20 protein-coding genes are annotated in these 22,356 nt (G+C 40.8%); 13 read left to right on the plus strand and 7 right to left on the minus strand.

The features are described from left to right. Positions 1-25 precede the first annotated feature (25 nt). Positions 26-949 (plus strand): hypothetical protein, encoded by a 924-nt coding sequence (locus tag AOG26_RS10240; RefSeq protein ID WP_054562388.1) that lies wholly within the window; start codon positions 26-28, stop codon positions 947-949. A 9-nt stretch (positions 950-958) separates the two neighbouring features. Here the strand turns inward: AOG26_RS10240 and AOG26_RS10245 are convergent, their stop codons facing one another. Further along, complete coding sequence (locus tag AOG26_RS10245; RefSeq protein ID WP_054562389.1) at positions 959-2,107, minus strand: hypothetical protein; 1,149 nt, start codon at positions 2,105-2,107, stop codon at positions 959-961. A 71-nt stretch (positions 2,108-2,178) separates the two neighbouring features. Further along, positions 2,179-2,607 carry an Lrp/AsnC family transcriptional regulator gene (locus tag AOG26_RS10250; protein ID WP_054554593.1) on the minus strand — a complete coding sequence of 143 codons (429 nt, stop codon included), beginning with the start codon at positions 2,605-2,607 and terminating at the stop codon, positions 2,179-2,181. A gap of 204 nt (positions 2,608-2,811) precedes the next feature. On the opposite strand from AOG26_RS10250, the gene AOG26_RS10255 reads away from it, so the two are divergent. The 6 genes from AOG26_RS10255 (at position 2,812) to AOG26_RS10280 (ending at position 9,797) form a co-directional block, all read left to right on the plus strand. Beyond that, the gene (locus AOG26_RS10255; RefSeq protein WP_054562390.1) at positions 2,812-4,017 is read left to right on the plus strand and encodes an aspartate aminotransferase family protein; all 1,206 of its coding nucleotides are present in this window, start codon (positions 2,812-2,814) and stop codon (positions 4,015-4,017) included. Positions 4,018-4,062: 45 nt separating this feature from the next. Then, entirely contained in the window at positions 4,063-5,097 is a 1,035-nt protein-coding gene (gene astA, locus AOG26_RS10260; RefSeq protein ID WP_054562391.1) for an arginine N-succinyltransferase, read from the plus strand. A gap of 18 nt (positions 5,098-5,115) precedes the next feature. Further along, complete coding sequence (gene astD / locus AOG26_RS10265; protein WP_054562392.1) at positions 5,116-6,588, plus strand: succinylglutamate-semialdehyde dehydrogenase; 1,473 nt, start codon at positions 5,116-5,118, stop codon at positions 6,586-6,588. Between the two features lie 40 nt (positions 6,589-6,628). Continuing rightward, positions 6,629-7,432: a DUF1338 domain-containing protein gene (locus AOG26_RS10270; protein ID WP_054562393.1), complete on the plus strand. Its 804-nt coding sequence runs from the start codon at positions 6,629-6,631 to the stop codon at positions 7,430-7,432. Positions 7,433-7,488: 56 nt separating this feature from the next. Continuing rightward, the gene (locus tag AOG26_RS10275) at positions 7,489-8,319 is read left to right on the plus strand and encodes a hypothetical protein (protein WP_054562394.1); all 831 of its coding nucleotides are present in this window, start codon (positions 7,489-7,491) and stop codon (positions 8,317-8,319) included. 260 nt (positions 8,320-8,579) lie between these two features. Beyond that, the gene (locus AOG26_RS10280) at positions 8,580-9,797 is read left to right on the plus strand and encodes a type III PLP-dependent enzyme (RefSeq protein WP_054562395.1); all 1,218 of its coding nucleotides are present in this window, start codon (positions 8,580-8,582) and stop codon (positions 9,795-9,797) included. 90 nt (positions 9,798-9,887) lie between these two features. On the opposite strand, the gene AOG26_RS10285 is transcribed toward AOG26_RS10280, so the two are convergent. Both AOG26_RS10285 and AOG26_RS10290 read right to left on the minus strand, forming a co-directional pair. Further along, positions 9,888-11,168: a flavohemoglobin expression-modulating QEGLA motif protein gene (locus tag AOG26_RS10285; RefSeq protein WP_054562396.1), complete on the minus strand. Its 1,281-nt coding sequence runs from the start codon at positions 11,166-11,168 to the stop codon at positions 9,888-9,890. A gap of 79 nt (positions 11,169-11,247) precedes the next feature. After that, entirely contained in the window at positions 11,248-12,114 is an 867-nt protein-coding gene (locus AOG26_RS10290; protein WP_082401601.1) for a TlpA family protein disulfide reductase, read from the minus strand. 201 nt (positions 12,115-12,315) lie between these two features. Between AOG26_RS10290 and AOG26_RS10295 the strand changes: the two genes are divergently transcribed. From AOG26_RS10295 to AOG26_RS10320, 6 genes are all read left to right on the plus strand, one after another. Further along, a complete protein-coding gene (locus tag AOG26_RS10295; protein ID WP_054554528.1) occupies positions 12,316-12,576 on the plus strand; it encodes a DUF3081 domain-containing protein in 261 nt (86 codons plus the stop codon). Between the two features lie 7 nt (positions 12,577-12,583). Beyond that, entirely contained in the window at positions 12,584-12,883 is a 300-nt protein-coding gene (locus AOG26_RS10300; RefSeq protein ID WP_054562398.1) for a hypothetical protein, read from the plus strand. A 77-nt stretch (positions 12,884-12,960) separates the two neighbouring features. After that, complete coding sequence (locus AOG26_RS10305; RefSeq protein WP_054562399.1) at positions 12,961-14,556, plus strand: AbgT family transporter; 1,596 nt, start codon at positions 12,961-12,963, stop codon at positions 14,554-14,556. Positions 14,557-14,668: 112 nt separating this feature from the next. Continuing rightward, positions 14,669-15,634 carry a Solitary outer membrane autotransporter beta-barrel domain gene (locus tag AOG26_RS10310; protein WP_054562400.1) on the plus strand — a complete coding sequence of 322 codons (966 nt, stop codon included), beginning with the start codon at positions 14,669-14,671 and terminating at the stop codon, positions 15,632-15,634. A gap of 73 nt (positions 15,635-15,707) precedes the next feature. Further along, the gene (locus AOG26_RS10315; RefSeq protein ID WP_054562401.1) at positions 15,708-17,444 is read left to right on the plus strand and encodes an amidohydrolase; all 1,737 of its coding nucleotides are present in this window, start codon (positions 15,708-15,710) and stop codon (positions 17,442-17,444) included. 19 nt (positions 17,445-17,463) lie between these two features. Further along, positions 17,464-17,982, plus strand: coding sequence for a protein tyrosine phosphatase family protein (locus tag AOG26_RS10320; RefSeq protein WP_054562402.1), 519 nt, complete (start codon positions 17,464-17,466; stop codon positions 17,980-17,982). A gap of 19 nt (positions 17,983-18,001) precedes the next feature. On the opposite strand, the gene AOG26_RS10325 is transcribed toward AOG26_RS10320, so the two are convergent. The 3 genes from AOG26_RS10325 to AOG26_RS10335 all read right to left on the minus strand — a co-directional run bounded on the left by AOG26_RS10325 (position 18,002) and on the right by AOG26_RS10335 (position 22,291). Then, positions 18,002-18,508: an Sbal_3080 family lipoprotein gene (locus tag AOG26_RS10325; protein WP_054562403.1), complete on the minus strand. Its 507-nt coding sequence runs from the start codon at positions 18,506-18,508 to the stop codon at positions 18,002-18,004. A 25-nt stretch (positions 18,509-18,533) separates the two neighbouring features. Beyond that, positions 18,534-20,780 carry a carbohydrate binding family 9 domain-containing protein gene (locus tag AOG26_RS10330; protein ID WP_054562404.1) on the minus strand — a complete coding sequence of 749 codons (2,247 nt, stop codon included), beginning with the start codon at positions 20,778-20,780 and terminating at the stop codon, positions 18,534-18,536. 209 nt (positions 20,781-20,989) lie between these two features. Beyond that, positions 20,990-22,291, minus strand: a complete 1,302-nt coding sequence (locus AOG26_RS10335; RefSeq protein WP_054562405.1) for a DEAD/DEAH box helicase — start codon at positions 22,289-22,291, stop codon at positions 20,990-20,992. Between the last annotated feature and the right edge of the window lie 65 nt (positions 22,292-22,356).

Here is a 22,356-nt window from a genome sequence, read left to right on the forward strand (position 1 = left end):
ATTATTCAAAGCCATTCCCTTGTTAATGTTAAAAAAAAGCTTACTTACAGTTTTTATCTTGTCAGTCACCATCATTGGAATACTGGTTGGCTCTTCTATTTATACCCTTTACAGCAAAAAACGTTTAACTGTTGACCCAAAACTGAGAGAAATCTCCGGTATTGAATTTGATAAGTTCAATCGACTTTGGGCCATTAATGACAGCGGTGACCAACCAAAACTATACCGTCTTAATGAAGATGGCTCTATAGCAAAAGAAATTTTAGTAACCAATGCTAAAAACATTGACTGGGAAGATATGACACAAAACAAATTTGGTCACTTCTTTTTGGGGGACTTTGGCAATAATAAAAACGATAGAAAATGGTTAACCATTTATAAAATAGAAAACCCTATCGATATCAAAAGCGACACCACAGAAGCAGAGATAATCAAGTTCACTTATCCTGAAATGGATGGCAGCCCTATTCAACCAGAACAACGTAATTTTGATTTAGAAGCCTTTGTAGCCCTTGGCCGACACCTCTATTTATTTACTAAAAATCGCACTGAGCCATTTGATGGTATTACAAAAGTGTATAAAGTTGGCGATCATGCGGCTAACTTTGATGCACAATTAATAGATTCGTTTCAAACTTGCACCACAATGGAAAAACTTTGTTGGATCACTTCTGCGGCTCTGAGCCCTGATAGAACCAAGTTAGTTCTACTAGATTCAACCAGCATTTGGTTATTTGAAAATTATCAAGGCGATAAGTTTTTTTCAGGGGATGTATCGCGCATTGACTTAGGCATTGTTACACAAAAAGAAGCCATCACTTTTTACGATGACAACACAATTGTTTTTACAGACGAAGAGTTTAAAGGCATTGGCGGTAATGCCTATGTCATTAAGCTCGATGAAGTCGAAAAGAAGGTCATCCGCAAAGCGCCCAAAACCAATCAATAACCAAACACATTATTTAGAGAGCGCTTTTTCGACATCTACACCTAAAATCAGCACTCCCATGTGCTGATTTTCCTTATCAAATATGGGCACGCTAAACTGCACCTGAAAGTGTTTGGTCGACTCATCAAATTCCACTGTATCAATGTAATAGTCATCATCTTGCTGGTACATATTTAAAAATTTGGCTTCATCACCCTGCCAATAGTCTGTTGTGACTTCACTAATAATGACATTTTTACCTTGTTTATCAGTGACAATTATTTCTGTAATGACACCTTGCATCTGCTTTTGCCATACTTGTAAGAATTGTGAACCTTCAAGTTTTAGGTAGCGCTCTGCCAGTATAGATGTATTGTCACGGACTTGTTGCGCCCACTGATGATCAAGCTGTTCGAGATCTTGCTGCGCGAGTGGTTGCTGATTACTTTTAATTACTGCTTGCTGCACCTGTTCTGAATTCGCTAATTGCTGTATTTTTTCTAAAAGCCCTTGCACTAAAGTAAGTTTTTCAATTTTTGACAATACAAAGGGACTTTGTGAGCAACTACTTATGTGACTGTTAAAGGCATTTAAAAAGTCAGGAAACTCCTCGAGTGTTTTATTTGCTGCAAATAAACCCAAAGGCACATAACGATAGAATGTTTGCGTGTATTCATCTGGCTTAATCTGTAACTGCACAGCATTGAACTCAAACTCTTCTAAATCAAGCAAGATTCTATCTACCCGTTGCTTTTTAAATACTTTTATAAGCTCTTGCGTGGTGTTAACTTCGACTTCAATTTTCCGATTTGTTAATTGATACCAATCAGCCTGATGACTCCCTCTTACGACGCCATAACGAAGTTCGTGTTCAGCTATTGAAGCCGAATCTGCGTGGGTAAACCAGTACCAGTTTTCTAAAAACATCGGGGCAGAAAGCTCACCATACTCTTGCATTTGCGATAACAGGTTTGCAGTAAAGTAACCATCGAGCCGATTCAGCTGCACTTCCCTTTTAGCCCTTAACCAAGGTAACTTCTGCAAGTGAAATGGCACATTGATTTGCTTGAAAATACATTCAACATGCGTAATTGCGTTGTGTGGTGCGTTAATTGGTAAGTTAGTACCTAACTGAAAAGGCTGAGCTACAGTGAGTGACAGCAATAATGAAGCAAGCATCAATACAAGCCTAAATAACTAACGAGTAATAGTTATTATAGACAAAAGAAGCGGTTTTACCTGATTAAGGGTTAACGCTTAAACTTTGTCTCTAAAATCACAGATGACGTTGTTCGCTCTACGCCATCTAAGTTACCAATGTCATCTAAAAGGTGACTCAGCTTTTCAAGGTTTTGTGCTTGCACAACAGCAATCAAATCAAATTCACCACTAATTGCATAGAGCTGTGAAATAGCATCAATTTGCTTTAGTTCAAGATTCGTTTTGGTGGTCAGTTTTTGCTTCACTTTAATCGAAACGTGGGCAGATACCATTTGGCTCAAATAGGCATCACCATAGTCAACGCTATAGCCTTTGATCACCCCTGTTTCTTCTAATTTTAACATTCGGCTTTGAACAGTTGAGCGCGATAAATTAAGCGCTCTCGCTAGGTCAGAAATACTCGCACGCGCGTTGGTTCTTAAGATAGCTAATAGTTTTTCATCTTGTGAAGTTATCACTTTGACTACTCTTTTCGTTAATTTGCTTTTTATTTTAGTCATTTTTCACAAAATAGCACTGCAAATTTAAGTCCCTAACCCAGATAATAAGAAAAATAGATAAGAAAAATAATCTCATCGTGCTTAATTAGGCAGGAACGGCTTAACTGACCTATTTTTTGCAATTTAACTTTTTTCATACTAAGCCAGATTTAGGTGCAATAAATGCAAGTAACAAGAGAACTTTTTAACGACGTAATGGTACCAAACTACAACCCATCAGAGGTGATTCCTGTTCGCGGTGAAGGCTCACGTGTTTGGGATCAAAACGGTAAAGAATTTATCGATTTTGCAGGTGGTATTGCCGTTAATTGTTTAGGCCATTGTCACCCAGCTCTTGTCAATGCCCTAAAAGAGCAAGGCGAAAAAATTTGGCACTTATCAAACGTAATGACAAACGAGCCTGCACTTCGCTTAGCTAAAAAGTTAACTGACGCTACATTTGCAGATAAAGTGTATTTTGCAAACTCAGGTGCAGAAGCTAACGAAGCGGCATTAAAATTAGCGCGTCGTTGGGCATTAGATGTACACGGCGAGCAAAAGAACCAGATCATCGCATTTAACAAAGGTTTCCACGGTCGTACATTCTTCACTGTTACCGTAGGTGGTCAAGCTGCTTACTCAGATGGTTTCGGTCCTAAGCCTGCCGCCGTTGATCACTGTGACTATAACGATTTAGCTGCTTTTGAAGCGCTTATCAGTGACAACACATGTGCAGTAATGATGGAGCCACTACAAGGTGAAGGCGGTATCATTTCGCCAACGAGCGATTTTATCAAAGGTGTTCGCGCGTTATGTGACAAACACAATGCTTTGCTTATTTTTGATGAAGTACAAACAGGTGTTGGCCGTACAGGTGATTTATACGCATACCAAGGCTTAGATGTAACGCCAGATATTCTTACTACAGCAAAAGCGTTAGGTGGTGGTTTCCCAATTGGTGCGATGATCACAACAGCTAGCATTGCAGAGCATTTAAAAGTAGGCACACATGGTTCTACTTACGGCGGTAACCCACTTGCATGTGCTGTAGCAGAAGCGGCATTTGATACTGTTAATAGTGAAGAAGTACTCGCTGGTGTTAAAGAGCGTGAACAGCTTTTACGCGATGGCTTTGCAGCAATCAACGAAAAATACGACGTATTTAGTGAAGTTCGTGGTAAAGGTCTATTATTAGGTGCAGTTCTTAACAGCAAATTTGAAGGCCGTGCACGGGATTTCCTAGTAGCAAGCACTAAACACGGTTTAATGAGCCTTGTTGCTGGTACAAACGTTGTGCGCTTTACGCCATCTTTAGTGATTCCATTAGAGGATATCAAAGAAGGTTTAGCTCGCTTTGAAAAAGCGGTTGCAGACGTTGTAAACGGTTAATCCTAGTTGGCGCATGCTTTAGCATGCGCCATTGGAGTGCACTTAATGCAAGTATTACGTCCTATAACAGCAAATGATTTTGCTGCGTTAAAACAAATTGCTGTTGAATCTGGTCATGGTTTTACCTCTTTACCGGTTGACGACAATTTACTACAAGAAAAAATTGAACGCGCTGAACGCAGTTTTGCAAAAGATATTAATAAACCACAAGACGAAACCTATTTATTTGTATTAGAAGACAGTGAAACGGGTGACGTTATCGGCACAACAGCTATCGAAGCTGCTGTAGGAATGTCGGTTCCTTTGTATCATTACCACCAAGGTAAAACTGTTCACCATTCACCTACTCTCAACGTATATAACACGGTTGATATTCTGAGTATGTGTAATGACTATACGGGTTGCTCTGAAATTTGTACCTTGTTCTTACGTGAGCAAAACCGCAAAGGCTTAACGGGTCGCTTTTTATCACGTTCTCGCTTTTTATTTATGGCCCAGCACAGCGAACGTTTTGCTGACACCATTATTGCAGAAATGCGCGGTGTAAGTGATGAAGACGGTCACTCACCTTTTTGGCAGTGGTTACAAGAACACTTTTTTAGCATTGAGTTTCCGCAAGCTGATCACTTAGTGGGTTTAGGCGATAAAGTTTTTATCAGCGAGTTAATGCCTAAGTACCCTATCTATGCCAACTTACTGAGCAAAAAAGCACAAGCTGTGATTGGTAAGGTTCATGAAAAAACCAAGCCTGCGCTAAAACTTCTAGAAAAAGAAGGGTTTGAGCACCGTGGTTATGTTGACCTATTCGATGCAGGGCCAACTGTTGAAGCAAAGCTTGGCAATATTCGTAGTGTTCGTGAGTCACAAGTGTGCCCTATCACGATTGGTGAGCTTGCGCATATCAATGAGCAAAGCTCAGATACATTAGCTATCTGCAACCATGGTGTGAATGACTTTAGAGCCACATTTACCAAACATGCTCATTATAACCACGCCAAGCACACCTTAATCATCAGCCAAGAAGTGGCAGATGCACTTAAATTAAAACAAGGGGATGCAGCACGGTTCTTCCGTTTGTAACCACTTAAGGAGTTTAAAATGAGTGTCACAACTCAACTTATCGATAATCAATGGCAAGCTGGCCTTGGTCATGATTTTAGTTCAATCAACCCAAGTAATGGCGAGGTTGTTTGGCAAGGTAAAACAGCCACGGCTGAACAAGTCGCTGATGCAATAAAAGCAGCTCGTAGTGCGCAGCTGGGCTGGGCTGATATGACTCTTGAAGAGCGTATCGTTATTCTTGAAAACTTTGCTGCAGAGCTTAAAGAGCACAGCGAAGAGTTTGCAACGATCATCGCCCGTGAAACAGGTAAACCGCTTTGGGAAACACGTACTGAAGTAGGTGCAATGACGGGTAAAATCGCCATTTCAATTAGAGCCTATAACGAACGTACTGGGACCACAGAAAACCCAATGCCTGGCGCTAAAGCGTTTATTCGTCATAAGCCACATGGTGTTGTTGCGGTGTTTGGTCCTTATAACTTCCCTGGTCACTTACCAAATGGCCATATTGTGCCAGCTATTTTAGCGGGTAATACAGTTGTATTTAAGCCATCAGAACTTACGCCTCATGTTGCTGAGTTCACCTTAAAGCTTTGGCTAAAAGCAGGCTTACCAGCTGGTGTCATCAACCTTGTTCAAGGTGAAGTAGACACAGGTATTGCTCTTGCATCTCACCAAGATATTGATGGCTTATTCTTTACGGGTAGCTCAAATACAGGTCACCTATTACATAAGCAATTTGCAGGTCACCCAGGTAAGATTTTAGCGCTGGAAATGGGTGGTAATAACCCACTGATCGTAAAAGATGTCGCAGATGTAAGTGCGGCTGTTCACGACATTATCCAGTCTGGTTTCATTACTTCTGGCCAACGTTGTACCTGTTCTCGTCGCTTATTCATTGAGAACTCGGCAAATGGCGATGCAATTTTAGAAAAATTAATTGCTGCAACAAAAAATATCAAAGTAGCCGACAGCTTCAGCGAAAATCAACCGTTCATGGGTGCAATGATCAGCGAAAAAGCGGCTTTAGGTATGGTTGCAGCTCAGCAGCAGTTACTTGATATGGGAGCAACCTCACTTGTCGAACTTAAGCTTCTTGAACCGGGTACTGGTTTTGTAAGCCCTGGTATTATTGATGTAACGGCTGTTAAAGATATGCCTGATGAAGAGCACTTTGGTCCTCTTATCAAGGTTTATCGCTACACAGATTTCGATAGCGCGATTAATGAAGCAAATAACACCTCATTTGGTTTATCTGCTGGTTTATTAAGTGATGATAGCGATGACTACCAGCATTTCTTAAAACGTATTCGTGCCGGTATCGTTAACTGGAACCGACCAATTACAGGCGCATCAAGCGCTGCACCATTTGGTGGTATTGGTGCCAGTGGTAACCACAGAGCAAGTGCCTATTACGCTGCTGACTACTGTGCATACCCTGTTGCTTCTGTTGAAGCCGAAAAAGTTAACTTACCACAGACCCTTGCGCCGGGCTTAATTATTGAATAATTGTTTGGCGGCCTCGCCGCCTTAATTGAAGGAATTAAACATGCACACAGATGTAAACGCCCTATTTGAAAACTTATGGGACAACTATTTATCAGTTACGCCATCGGCGGTAAAAGTACATGAGTTACTTGGCTCAACACAAAAAGATGACGTGATTAACGATCACATCGCACTGCGTACTTTTAACCATGAAAAAATCGGTTTAGAAAAACTAGCTGCGCACTTTTTAGCTGTTGGCTACAAAGAATGCGGCGAGTACCATTTCGAAGCGAAAAAACTATACGCAAAGCACTTCGAACATTCAGATCCTAAGCAACCTAAAGTTTTCATTTCTGAATTACTTGTTGAGCAATGCTCAGAAGAATTACAAGCTATCGTTAACGACATGGTTGAACAGATTGACGAAGAAGCTGTAACAGCGGATAATTTCCTATATTCAGGTACACACTGGCAAGTAAGTTCAGACACTTACAAAAAGCTGCTAGCAGAAAGCGAATACGCTGCATGGATGTCAGCATGGGGTTACCGTGCTAATCACTTTACTGTGAGCATCAATGAGTTGGCTAAATTCGATGATATCGAAAGTGTAAACCAAGCACTTAAAGATGCAGGTTTTGCGCTAAATACATCTGGCGGCGAGATCAAAGGTTCACCAGAAGTATTACTTGAGCAATCTTCGACTCTTGCTGATGACAGCGAAGTTGAATTTAGCGATGGTGTTGTTGCCGTACCGAGTTGTTTTTATGAGTTCGCTCTGCGTTATGCAAAACCAGATGGTGAGCTATACACAGGTTTTGTGGCAGCATCAGCTGACAAAATTTTTGAGAGCACCAATGCTCGATAATTAGCACATACCAATTCGCTAAGTACAAATAAGCGAGTTGGTATACAAGGATATGTATGAGACTAATTGCGTTTATCGTAATTCTATTTACCCTAAACACAGCAAAGGCAACAGAAAAACCCAAGCTTACAATTTTGTCTCATGCATATTTTGCCAGCGAAGCAGATAAACTCAGTATTAACCTCCACCTTGCTGCGGTTATCAATCCAGCCCTTGCTGATGAATTCGATATAGACGTCGACTTTACTAATCATGCGCGCTTAATGAAGCGCTTATCTAGTGATGAAGCCAGTTGCACCTTTAACGCAATCAAAACCCCTGAACGGGCAGAGTCCATGGTATTTTCTAAAATACCCACCTATATGCATATGCAGCGTCAAGTCTATGCACTTAAGAGCACCTTAAAGTCAGGTTCTGCGCCTATTTCTGTCACTAAGCTTCTCAAAAACAAAGGTAGTTTTGGCATTATTGGCTCCACCAGCTACCGTGAACTCGATGATGTTTTTGCTAATAAACAATACAACGTTGCGGCTATTTATGGCGAAAATGCATTTTTACAATTAAGTCGACTATTACTCAATAAGCGTATTGATTACATTGTTGCTTATAAACAAGCACTTGAAGCGCACATACCTGCTCATGAACTAAGTCAACTCACATCAAGACGTATTGCTGAATACCCTGAATTTATTAATGGCTTTTTTACCTGCAGTAAAACCACGGCGGGTTATCGTGCCATTGCACTTATCGATGATTATATGAAAAGCGCAGAAATGGCAGCCTATATTCAGCAATTACACAGCCAAAGTAATCACCCTGATGACGCAAATGCCATGCTTGATATTTATTCAAAAAGTTATGGAATACGCTTTGAAAACAGTAACTAAGTGACTATTAATTACTGTACAAAATTAATTCAAAAAATATTTAAAAAATACTTGCGCAAATAAAAAAGCAGATCTATTATCTCGCCGCTTCTTGATGATAGCCAATCCGAGTACATTACAAACCCAGTTTGTAGCAAGGCGATAGAGCAACTATCCAAGAGTGTATTTGATTGCACAGAACATACTGTGCGCTTGATAACACTCAACTGACTCGGACTTCCATTTTTTTCCGAGCAGTTGCTTAATTGCCGGAGAGTAAAATGGCTATTTCAACACTTACACAAGACTTAACAATCAAAGTACCTGCAGCGTCGGTTGCTGCAAACGAACCAGTCGCACAACCATCAAACCAATTTATTGAGCAACTTGTTGCACAACATGGCGCGCCATTAATGGTGCTAGATTGTGAATCTGTTCGTCACCAATACCGTGCATTAAGCCGTGCGTTACCTGGCGTTGTTTTACACTTTGCATTAAAGCCACTTCCTCATCCTGCGGTTGTTCGTACGCTTTTTGAAGAAGGTGCCAGCTTTGATTTAGCAACCAGCGGTGAAGTTGACTTAGTCGCCAGCCAAGGCGTACCAAGTGATCGTACTATTCACACGCACCCAATCAAACGTGATCGTGATATTCGTGATGCACTTGAATACGGTTGTAATGTGTTTGTGGTTGATAACATCAACGAATTAGAAAAGTTCATTGCATACAAAAACCAGGTTGAGTTACTTGTTCGCTTAAGTTTTCGTAATGCGGAAGCATTCGCTGATTTATCGAAAAAATTTGGTTGTAGCCCAGCAATGGCCGTTGAAATCATTAGCTATGCGCAACAATTAGGTATTCGTATCAAAGGGTTGTCGTTCCATGTTGGCTCGCAAACAGCAAGCCCAGCTAAATATGTCACTGCCATTGCTGCATGTAATCAAGTGATTAACGACGTAGCCGCATTAGGATTACCTGCGCTTAGTACGCTTGATATTGGCGGTGGTTTCCCTGTGCCTTACAACAAAGACGTGCTGCCAATTGAGGAATTTTGTGCGCCAATTAATGATGCCTTAGCACAGTTACCAGAGACAGTTCGCGTAATTGCTGAACCTGGTCGCTTTATTGTAGCCAGTGCTGTAACCAGTGTTGCATCAGTAATGGGTCAAGCAGTACGTGATGGCAAGCCTTGGTACTATTTAGATGATGGAATTTACGGCTCATTCAGTGGTTTATTGTTTGATGAAGCCTCGTACCCTATCGACTCGTTCAAACAATCAAACGAACGTGTTGAGTCAGTGTTAGCAGGCCCGACTTGCGATAGCATCGACGTAGTAAGTGAGTCAATCATGCTACCAAAATTAAACAATGGTGATTTAATCATCAGCCGTATGATGGGTGCTTACACATTAGCAACCGCAACAGATTTTAACTTCTTCAAACGTGCAGAAGTTATCGTACTGAATGATGTAGTTCATGTTGACGCACTCACCGGTTAATCGTTTCCTCGACTAAAAGCATGTAAGGCAACATGCTTTAACTCTTAAAATGCAGCTGCTCATTCCAGCTGCATTTTTTTATTTCTTTGTTTAAAGAAAGAGTGGTTTGTAATCGTTTTCTAATTGTTCAAACGACAAGTTACCAATAAAACGGCCAAAGCTTAGCCAGGTTGCTAGGCCTCGTAAGTCTTTAAAGTGTGGTGGAATAAATTTAGGGTCTTCAATCACACCTAAATCATGTAATTGCGATATCAGTCTAAAATCATCAATTGAGATTTTACCGACCAATAACAAGTGCAATTGATCAATTCGACCTAACTGAATGGCAACTCGTATAAGGTTATACACCAACACGAAACCTTTGATATAAGCGATATCTTTTGTAAAAGGTAAGCCTGTTGCTGTGCTGCCTCGAAACACCCGCTGAGTAAGTGTATAACTGTCGTCTTTACTCAAACCTTGCGCTACATAATCACGATAAATATCAACAAACTCCGCGCCATCAATAACCTTAGTAATACCTTGAATACGGTTCACTAATTTTGCTAAACGTCGTGGCGTCGACTTTAAGGTAATAATTTCGGTCAATACCGCAAGGCCTTCTTGGGTCACTGTAGAGCTCGGTGTGCCTTTACTTAAACAAGTTAAATATGGCTGAGCAAGACCATTTTGCGTGGTTCCGACATGGATCCAGCCTTCATGTACTTCAAGAATATCTAGCTCTCTTTGAGAGAATTTAACATCTTGATTAAGTTTAATATTATTTGCACCTGCTGCAGCATCACTCACAATACCGTCACTCAGAATAACCTCAACATCGATACCCGGCATCGTTTGAGCCACTTGTGATGCTAGAATTTTCACCGCATCTTGTGCATCTATGTTTTTTGGATCATCCGGTAAAATATCCGCATCAAGCATATTTTTTAGCGGCTGCTCAAGCATGGTTGCAAGCTCAGAAAGTGAAGGCTCCCCAGCATGGAATAAATCTTTTGGATGACCGAACAGCTCAACAGACAAATCATGAAATTCAGGAGTACCACGATACTCAATCATACTGAGTACTGTTTTATATTCAGTGCACATCTTGCTCATGTATTGGGCAATTGGGTTTAGCTGCCCTAACTGGCTGATGATATCGCGATTTAAATCAGAAAACGCGCGGCGCAACTCGCTTGGTACAAAACCAAGATCACGCTGTTGGTAATAGGCTTGATCAACCGATGGGTTCTTTTGGCATTTATGCTTAAAAAACTCTTCTTTGATTTGTTTATCCCAGTTGATCGCATCAAGGATACGAATGGGTGTTTGCAATGCGATTAATCGGTCAGATAACTCGCGTGTTTTTGCTAATAATGCCTTATCTATCATGCTCTAGGCTCACTGTAAAATGAGCCTTGAGCATAGGCTAAATTTGCATAATTACAAAGCAAAATTAAGCGGTTTTGAGCTAAAATTTAGCATGCTTAGAAACTATTTTTCCATCGTTGTAGAGAAGTAAACTGGGTACTGAATTAATGCCATTTTCGATAAATAAATCATTACCATAATCGATAGAAACCGGCATAGTTGCAGCGAATTTATCAACATATTCTTGCACTGCACTTTGATCAGTCCACAGCTGACTCACTTTAACCTCGACATCAATTCCTTGCTCAGCCAGCTTATTAACGTGTTGCTGCGCTAGTACACACTGTTTTGCCATTGCAGGGCGCGTGTCGGCTAAGTACCAGTCGCACCACGTAGCGGTGAACAGCACGGCTTTTTTACCCTGTTTCGGAATAACCAAAGGAGTCGCTTGGCTTTGCTTTTCGCCTAGTAAACGCGCTTTATCAACTTTGCCATTGTGTGATAACAAACGTAATGTGTTATCAAGCGGTTTATCTGCTTCGTGGCCTTGAAAAATCACCTTTTTATCACTATCAATCAACACATGAAACGGGGTGCCCATAAATTCATAATGTTTAGCAACTTGGGCTGTGTGATCAGTAAATAGTGGCATAGTGAGTGAAAAGCGCTCTTTAACCTTAGCAACAGCGTCTACGTCATCATTAAGGTCAATATTAATTGCCACAAATTGAATTTTATCGCCATATTGCTCATATGCATGCTGAAAATGTGGCATTTGCTCCATACATGGCTTGCACCAAGTCGCCCAAAACTTTAAGTAAACGGGCTTCTTGCCTAAGCTACTGTCAAGTTTAACTATTTTCCCCGCTTCATTTTCTAACATCAGGGGAGCTGTATTTGCTGATATGCTTTTGCTTACAAGCAACAAGCTTGTTAGTAGTATCAGGGGTATAAACTTATATTTCATTGTGTGTCCCTCAAATAAAATCTATCTTAAGTTTAAGGTAAGAGAAAATATTGTAAATTTTCGACATCTGCTATCTAAATATGATTTTAGTGATTTATCGCAAAGTAAGGTTTTAAAAACACACAGCACGTTTAATACCTGCATAAAATAGCACTAAACTTTTTATAGATCTGAAACGTATTACTTCAAAAAGGAGTCATCATGAAAAATGAGCTAGACGGTAAATTAATTCTATCTGTGTATGAAAAAATCATTCAACACGGTGAAGATCATGAAGATGGAAAGCTTTATGAGGGTATTTGCGCTTTTTCGGATATCGATGGTTATACGGTATATCTAAAAGGCAGTGGTGTGTTACTGCGCTTTGGCTTTCATAATACCTATCACCTTGACTATCAACATGAAAAGAACAAAGAAGACTTTTTAAAGAAAGTGCTTTATATCGCAGAACAGGAACTGTAAAGAAGCAATGAAACGACGGGTGAAAGCTGAGTCAAAGCAACAGCAGGCATTTATCAACCAAGTTATTAATGAACTAAAATCTAACCCAGGTAAGTTAGATATTATTCGCGAAAACCTTAGCTACTATCGCGAACAACAGTTCCTTAAGCGTGGCTTTTTGCTTGCTATTGAGCGCTTTGATTGGGTATTTGAAGCAAGTAACGATGTAGATCAAATCTGTGCGCAAATTTTAGCCGATGATTACATTGGCAAACGTTTGCGCCGCTACCCCTTGCTATATAAGGGCGTATTGGAACGTACCTATTAGATATCCCACCGCTAAAACATGATCTGTCCGGTAAAAAATGCTAGGTTAGCGCCATTTTGAAATAATGAGAACTGGACATGTCAAAAACTATAAACTCTCACAACACCCATGAGGGTGGCAATAATGGGTTGTTTAACCGATTTTTAGCCACCGTTGAATTTTTGGGTAATATGCTCCCTCACCCTATCACTTTATTTGCAATGTTCTGCGTTGCCATTATAGTTTTTAGCGGCATTGCCGATTGGTATGGTTTAAGTGCTATCGACCCACGCCCAGAAGGTGCTGCTGGTCGCGATCCTGATGGTGTTATTGAAGTTGTCAGCCTACTCAGTGCTGAAGGCCTTCAGCGCATCGTTACTGGCCTTGTTACAAACTTCACTAGCTTTGCACCACTTGGGACGGTACTGGTTGCTTTATTAGGTGTGAGTGTTGCAGAGCACTCAGGTTTACTCTCTGCTGCTATGCGCGGCATGGTAATGGGCGCATCAAAGCGTTTAGTTACTTTTATGGTGGTGTTTGCTGCGATTTTATCAAATACGGCATCAGAACTTGGCTACGTCGTACTAATCCCATTAGCAGCCATGATATTCCACAGTCTTGGTCGTCACCCTCTTGCCGGTCTTGCTGCGGCATTTGCCGGCGTTTCAGGTGGTTACAGTGCCAACTTATTACTCGGCACCATTGACCCGCTACTTGCAGGTATCACTACACCTGCAGCACAAATGATTGATCCGAACTACCAAGTTGGCGCTGAAGCAAACTGGTATTTCATGATGATTTCAGTATTTCTAATCGCTACTCTAGGTACGTTAGTTACAGAGAAAATCGTTGAACCTCGTCTTGGCAAGTACAACCCAGATGAAGCAAGCAATGATTTGCCAAAGAACGACATTGCAGGGCTAACCGATAAAGAAAAGTCAGGTCTAAAATGGGCGGGCGTTTCTCTGTTAGTGGTTTCATTATTACTTGCTTGGACAATTGTTCCTGAAGATGGCATTTTGCGTAACCCAGAAACAGGCCTTGTTGCACACTCGCCATTTTTAAAAGGCATTGTGGTATTTATCTTTGTAACTTTCGGTATTCCAGGCTTTGTTTACGGCCGAGTTGTTGGCACCATGAAAAACGATAAAGATGTCATTGATGCCATGAGTAAAAGCATGAGCTCGATGGGGATGTACATTGTGCTAGTTTTCTTTGCAGCACAGTTCGTTGCCTTTTTTAAATGGACCAACCTAGGTACGATTTTAGCCATTAACGGTGCAGCTCTTTTGCAAGCATTAAACCTAACAGGCCCTGAAGTATTCGTGCTATTCATTTTAATGTGTGCATTAGTAAACTTAAGCTTAGGCTCTTCATCTGCACAATGGGCTGTCACAGCACCAATCTTTGTGCCAATGTTAATGCTAATAGGCTACGCACCAGAAACCATTCAAGCGGCGTATCGAATTGGTGACTCGGTTACTAACCTTATCACCCCAATGATGAGTTACTTTGGCTTGATACTGGCTGTTGCCACTAAGTATAAGAAAGACATGGGTATTGGTACATTGGTTGCGACCATGCTTCCTTACAGCATGATCTTCTTTGTTGGTTGGGTTGCGTTATTCTATTTATGGGTATTTGTTCTGGGCTTCCCAGTTGGCCCTGAATCACCAATTTATTATCAGCCTTAATCTTCTTAGAGAGGTAAAAAGCCAAGCATTAGCTTGGCTTTTTTGTACCTGAGATTGTTGAAAGCTAACTTTATGACTATTATTAAGACATTAATTTTTATTGTTATTTTATATGAAAAAGCTATTAAAGCTGTGGTTTCTATTGCACGCATTAAGTGTATTTAATTTATATGCCAATCCAACTAAGCAACTTGAAACCGCATTTGCAACATCGTTGGTTTTAACGGATGGGGACAGTATTACCTTAGGTATGGGTGATTTTGACCCACAAACACTGTTTGACCCACAACATAGCAGTAAAGATGAAGACAGTATCGCGCTTAGAAAAAAACTCAGACTCTACAGTATTCCTTATACTTGGCAGCTTGATAAGCCAATTTATCAACACAAACTAAGTTTGACCAGCAGGGTAAGCTATTTGAATCAATCAGATTTCATTTCGCTATTTGATAATGTGGCTGACGACTATATTTCAGAAACTGTATATAACGGCATGATCGGTTTTAATGCCGAAAAAGCACTTGGCTCTAAATGGTCATATCAATTTGGCTTTAACACTCACTACTTACATTACAACAATGACTATGAGTATAACTCTCCCGAGTCTAGGCGTAACTTTAAGCCTTTAACCGAAAATCTTTACACCAACCTCAATAGTAATGCACTGGTGTTAAACCCAAATGCGACCATGATCTATCGCTTACCTAGGCATTGGGGCTATTACGAGTACAAGCTTAATTTTAATTATTACTATGGTTGGGCACTCTCTCACCCTGATGGGATAAGCAATGCAACACCTGAAACATGGCGCACACTTAATGGTATCAAAGCTAAATTTAACATGTTCAAAATTGGGCTTTTTGAGCAAGCTTTTTACATTAAAGGACAGCGAATCGATTTAGGCGGCGATAGTCGCGCAGCGTTTGGGACCGATCACTTTTATGAATACGGTATCGGCTTTTTATGGGATAGTAGCAAGTGGACCTCGTGGTTTGACAACTTTGGTATCGGCATCAATATTCACAACGGTAGTAGCCTCGATGGTGCAGCTATTGTCTTGTACTTTAACGAAATTTAATACTATTTTTTAAAGACAAAACTTTTAAACAGACTATATTCCTAGACATAATCAAAATTCATGGAAGATTTATATGAAACATCACCTCGCAATCGCTTGTTCAGTACTTGCCTTAACGGCTTGCGATAACCCCCCTGAACAAACAGCTAAAACCCTACCACTGCAAGTAAGTGCAGCAGATACCATTTATTATGGTGGCGATATTCTTACAATGACTGGCGACAAACCCGAATATGCACAAGCAATCGCTACCCAAGGTGAAAAAATCATTTTTGTGGGTGATAAAACTAAAGCACTTGAGCATAAGTTTGGCAAAACAAAGCTGATTGATTTGCAAGGCAAAACCTTAATGCCAGGCTTTGTTGATGGCCATAGCCATGTCTATGGTGTTGGTTTGCAAGCCATGGTAGCCAATGTATTACCTAGCCCAGATGGTGATGCCAATAGTGTTGAGCAAATCGTTAATATTCTTACCGCAGCACAAAATAACCCTGACTACACCACATTTATTGAAAAAACGGGTGCTATTTTAGGCTTTGGTTACGATGATGCTGAGCTTGATAGATACCCAACTAAAATGGACTTAGACCGCGTTAGCACCGAAAAGCCAGTGATCATCATTCATACTTCGGGGCACTTAAGTGTTGCAAACAGTAAAGCCTTAGCCATGGCCGGCATCGACGAAAACACAGACAATCCTGACGGTGGGCTAATTCGTCGTATGGCCAACTCACAAGAACCCAATGGGGTGCTCGAAGAAAACGCGCACTTTGGTTTACTGTTTAAACTCATGCAGTCGTTTGATCCTGACTTACAAGATTTAATGCTGCAAGAAGGGCAAAAACTCTACACAAAATACGGCTACACCACAGCACAAGAAGGCCGAGCAACTCAAGAAGCTTATGATTCGATGGTAAGAGCATCCAAAGCGGATAAGTTTGTCATTGATGTGGTAGCCTATGCCGATATGGCTACCAGCAGCAGTTTTATGGACTCACCCTATAACAGTAAAAACTACACAAATCATTTTCGTATTGGTGGTGTAAAACTTAACTTTGATGGCTCACCACAAGGAAAAACCGCTTGGTTATCTCACCCATACTTAAAAGCACCTGAAGGCCAAGAGCAAGGCTATGCAGGCTACCCTACTTTTAATGATGAACAAGCCTATCAGTATATTGAAACTGCCTTTGCCAATGACTGGCAAGTGATGACTCATGCAAATGGTGATGCCGCTATTGAACAATTTTTAAATGCTGTTGAAAATGCTAATAACAAGCTTGGTAAAAAAGACCGCCGCCCCGTACTTATTCATGGTCAAACTATTCGTCAAGATCAGGTAAACCGTCTTAAAGAATTAGGCATATTTCCATCGCTCTTCCCAATGCATACCTTTTATTGGGGCGACTGGCATGTAAATTCGGTGCTTGGTCATCCCCGCGCCGATTTTATTTCGCCCACCCATGCAGTTCGCAAACAAGGATTAATGTTCAGTACCCATCATGATGCGCCTGTAGCTCTGCCCAATGCACTGCGTGTATTAGATGCAACGGTTAACCGTACAACTCGTACAGATCAAGTATTAGGCCCAGATCAACGTGTTTCTGTGTATACTGCACTACAAGCAATGACAACATGGCCTGCGTATCAACACTTTGAAGAAAGCTCAAAAGGGCAATTAAAACAAGGGATGCAAGCAGATTTAATTATCCTTGATAACAACCCGTTGAAAATAAAGCCTGCAGAGCTACATAACTTACAAGTGATAGAAACCATTAGCCGTGGTGAAACCGTCTACAGCAAAAATTAAACACTTTTCAAGGAGTAACATGAATAAGTTTATACAATTAGCCTGTGCTGCGCTGCTGTCATTTTCAGCATTAGCAGCACAAACAGCTGCTACGCAACTGGATATTTTGAATCTTAAGGCCCAATCTGAGCATGTGCTAACTTCAGGTCAGCCAAGTCAAACCGATTTTGCCAAGCTAAAACAACTTGGTGTTGAGAACATCATCAACCTTCGCGGTGATAACGAAACGAATTGGTCTGAGCAAGAGTTAGTCACTGAGCTTGGTATGAACTATTACCATATCCCTGTGCAATCTAAAGCTGATATTACCATTGAAAATGCTACGAAACTTCAGGCTTTGCTCAATGAGCACCAACAGCAAACCACCTTACTTCACTGCGCGAGCAGCAACCGTGTTGGCGCTCTTGTTGCGCTATACAATGCCATAACCTTGAAAAAGCCAGTTGATGAAGCTGTTGAGATTGGTAAGCAATGGGGCTTAAAAAGCCTTGAAGGAGTGGTAAGAAGTAAAGTAAACGAAGAAGTTGGTCAGCCATAAGCTGACCAACATACTTGCTTTATATTGCCTTTTTCTGGCTTTCTTGTTGTTTCTTGGCTTCAACTTGCTGGAACATTGAATCAACTAATTCGATGATTTTATCGTTTGCATCAATAAACTTATCTAAACCACCACCCGTACGATAGCTTGCCTGAGCAATTGTTTTAGTTTGGTCAACATTAGTGACCCAAATATTGGCATATGCCATATATAGGGCTAAATCCCAATGCCAGTTAGCAACATAAAATGCAATCGCATCACAACCATATGTGTTAGCAGCTGAAATGTCTGTTTGATACGCTTGGTGTTTCATTACATAATTGGCAGGGATAACACGCGTTTGCACATTATGTTTTGCAAAACCAGATTGTAGTGATGTTACAACACCTTCTTTAACTGCTTGGTGCTCTGCAATACACACGGTTTTTGGTTTTTCCGCTTCAAAACGACTTACATCTTGTTTCGCTGCACAACCCGCAAGTACGGTCGCTGCAACTGCAACAGCTGATATTTTTGCAATATTCATTATGATTTTCCTTTTTATAATTTTTTTAAAGCTGCCATGCATAGCTTAGCTTAGTGAAGAAGGTACGTTGATCACGCTCAAGGTTCTTCAATGAATCATCTTGATAACCTTTATCAGAATACCCTAAATAAAACAGTGTCTGCGAGTTAATCTTGTACGAATACACTAACTGACTGCCATAATCGCGGTTAGTTTGGCTTACATCAAATCGATAAGCTTCATTGTTTCGATCGACATCTTCAAACTGCAAAACGAGTTTCAGCATCGAGCGCATATTAAATTTATAATAAACACGCAGATCCGTTAAATTTGCAGTATAAACACGTTCATTTTGCTCGTTATCTAAATAGCTGTAGCTGTGCTCTAGTTGCACCTGCCAATGATCGTTTATATCCCATGTCATCTCAGGTTCAATGCGAACCATAGTACCTAAAGCTGCATTACTATAATCAATTTTGCTGCCATATTGAGCATACAATAAAAAGCTAATGTCACGAATGGGTCTAAAACCGCCATAGATATAACCTATGTTTTGATTAAAAAACTCGCCGGCATAAAACTCATTACGATGAATAAAGCCAATTTCTGTTTGCGACTGCATCTTACCTTTAAAGGTAAAAAAGCCATCGTATTCTTCTTCGAGTAGGTCGCCATTTTGCGCCCATGTTTTATCCCACTCAACATTGTAGCTGTACTCTGTGATTGCATCATCAGCATCGCGATACCATGTTTGTCCACCGCCTAGTTGTACTTGCTCGTAATCAACTTTAGCTTGATAACCCAAATCTGAGCGGTATTCTTTACCTATATTTTCGTAGCTAGCATAGACTTCGTAATCACGCTTAGTTCTTGTAAATTCAATGGCATAAGCTTGATCTGATTGATTTTTATCAATGCCATAATAATCAACTAAAAATTCTGAGTTAGTGGTATCTGTGCTTGCTACTTGATACTGCAAACTATCTGATTGATTAAACCAGTAGCTGCCATCTAAAGATAACACCGTATTATGATAATCATCATTTTCACGGTGAGTGCTCATCACACCAATTGTGCCTTTTTGGCCAATATCAAACTGATAACGCCCCGCTACTGCTTGCGTTTTATCTGCTAGATTAGCAAAGCCAGAACCTTGATTCGTCGGAAGTAAGACACTGGTATTCTGATCGTCAGCGTACATAAAGCCATAGCTGTGCGCGCCGGTTTTACCTGTTAACTTTAAACCCACATCAGGTTCAGCAATCATTCGCGTATATAAAAGTTCTAGTTGGCTGGTATCAAAATAAGAGGCGCCATCTAAAAAGAATGGACGCTTTTCAGCATAATAAATTGAGTAAGTAGTATTTACATCAAGTTCAAGTGAATCTGCCTCGACCTGCGAAAAGTCAGGATTAATGGTGGCATTAATAACCGCATCTTGCGTCACCCCCCAACGTAAGTCCAAGCCCGCTTCAGTATCAATATCACCATTTTGCCAATCACCCGGCACTGTATCTTTGGTATCATGGCGAAGCGCCGTTAAAGTGGGCGTAAGCTGAATGTTTTGGCTCTCTGTCATGTTGGCAAAGCCTGTGAGTTTATCAAACTGGCAAAAGCTACATTTTACATCTCGGTCAAAACCAACATTCGACATTTGATAATACACATCACGCGGATAATTTCGCCAAACGGCAAAACTCCAGGTTAACTCTGTTTGATCTTTTGGAAAGCGTAGTGCAGTGAATGGAATACGCATTTCAACCACATAACCGTCGTCGGTAATTTGCCCTGCACTGTCCCAAATGGCATCCCATGATGGATCTTCCACCCAATCATCAATATCCGTCATGCGCATATCGCCTTGCGCACCAAGAGGGTTTACATAAAACTCATAGCCGGTTCGTTCATCATTGAAGGTATCAATCATCAAGGCAACATTGTCGTCTTGCCAAAGCGTATCACGATCTCGAAGGGCGGCACGAATTTGCGAAGGGTCATTATCTTTTGCAATAAAACCAACATACAAGTATTTACCATCTTCATACATGTAGGCATCGGTTTGTACGAGCGGCGTGCCTTTTTCGGTTGGCTCATTCTGATATTTTAATGGTACTTTTGTGGCGTATTGCCAATGCGACTCATCCATCACACCATCAACGCTAATAGACTCTTTAATATGGGCAAGGGAGAACTCTGCTTTATCAAATGCATTGGCAGAAAAAGGCATACAGGCAACACTAAGTAAAAAAGTAGGGGCGACTATTTTATTTATTATTCTTTTTATGTACTGCATAAACATCCATTTAGACACTGACGCGCTAGAAACGCTACTTGACTGATTTCAAAGCGATTGTAATTCAGTAAGGTACATTTGTTAATCTAATTTTCGGTTTTATGTCATAAAATTTAACAAAATACTCCATTTGTACTACTAACAGGGCCAAAAAAGCCCCATTGCCAAACAGCAATGGGGCTTTTTTATACGTTTGTTATCGGAATTTATTACTTTTTAAGGCTTAATTTATTGCCTTTCAAAGATTTGCGAACATTTGCGATTCGTGAACGGTTCTTTGCACGCGCTTCACCCGTTGCCTGACCCGAAGCCTTATTTGTACGGCTACGACGTAAATGCGACGGCTTTTTACCAATTTTATCAATCAGTACTTCACGGCTGCTTACTTCGTAACCTGGTAAAACAACACGCTTGATGCGCTGTCCGATTAGCTTTTCGATATCGAATAAAGTGTTTTCTTCCTCACGGCTCACAAACGAAATTGCTTGACCCGGCTTACCAGCACGACCTGTACGGCCGATACGATGCACGTAGTCTTCTGCAAGCCAAGGTAGATCGATGTTGATCACACGTGGCAACCCTTCAATATCAATACCACGAGCAGCTACTTCAGTTGCGACCAGCACGCGAACTTTACCTTCTTTAAACTCGCGTAAAGCGCGGCGGCGGTTACCTTGGGTTTTATCACCATGACAAACAACAGCAGGAATCCCGTCAAGATTAAGCTCTTTTACAAGCTCATCAGCGGTTTCTTTCATGTTTACGAAAACAAGTACCTGCTGCCAGTTTTTCTTACCAATCAATTCAGATAAAAGCTCTTGCTTACGGCGCTCTTCAACTGGATAAACAACATGTTGCACTGTTTCTGCAGTACTGTTTGTTTGATCAACACGAATGATTTCAGGCTGCTTTAGTACTTTACTCGCAAATTGTTTAATTGCCGCCGGGAAAGTGGCAGAGAACAATAAGATTTGACGCGCTTCATCACAACCATTAATAACAATTTGCATATCGTTGATAAAGCCCATGTCTAGCATACGGTCAGCTTCATCAAGCACTAAATGCTTAACATTAGCTAAGCTGATGTTACCTAAACGCAGATGATCAAGTAAGCGCCCTGGCGTTGCAACCACGATGTCGACACCTGCTTTCAAATCGTTAGCTTGACCCGCTAGATTGATACCACCAAACAAGCACACTGTTTTGAGTTCGGTGTATTTTGCAAACGCTTTAAAATTATTAGCAATTTGCTCAGCTAATTCGCGGGTAGGTGCAAGCACTAATGCACTTGGTGCATTATTTTCACTAACCGCTGACTCTGATAATTTTTGGATAAGTGGTAAAGCAAATGCAGCGGTTTTACCCGTGCCTGTTTGCGCACTAACAAGTACGTCTTTGCCTTTTCTTACCGCAGGAATTGCACTACGTTGAACGGGAGTAAGCGTTTCGAAATTAAGCTCTTCTAATGCCTGTAAAAGCTCAGAAGAAAAACTAAATGATTTAAAATTCATGCTGTATAACCTGCGGCCATCATATCAAGGGTCGCAAATTATACAGAAAAAAAATGACTTTAGTT

This window comes from Pseudoalteromonas sp. UCD-33C (assembly GCF_001306895.1).
Taxonomy (GTDB): Bacteria; Pseudomonadota; Gammaproteobacteria; order Enterobacterales; family Alteromonadaceae; genus Pseudoalteromonas.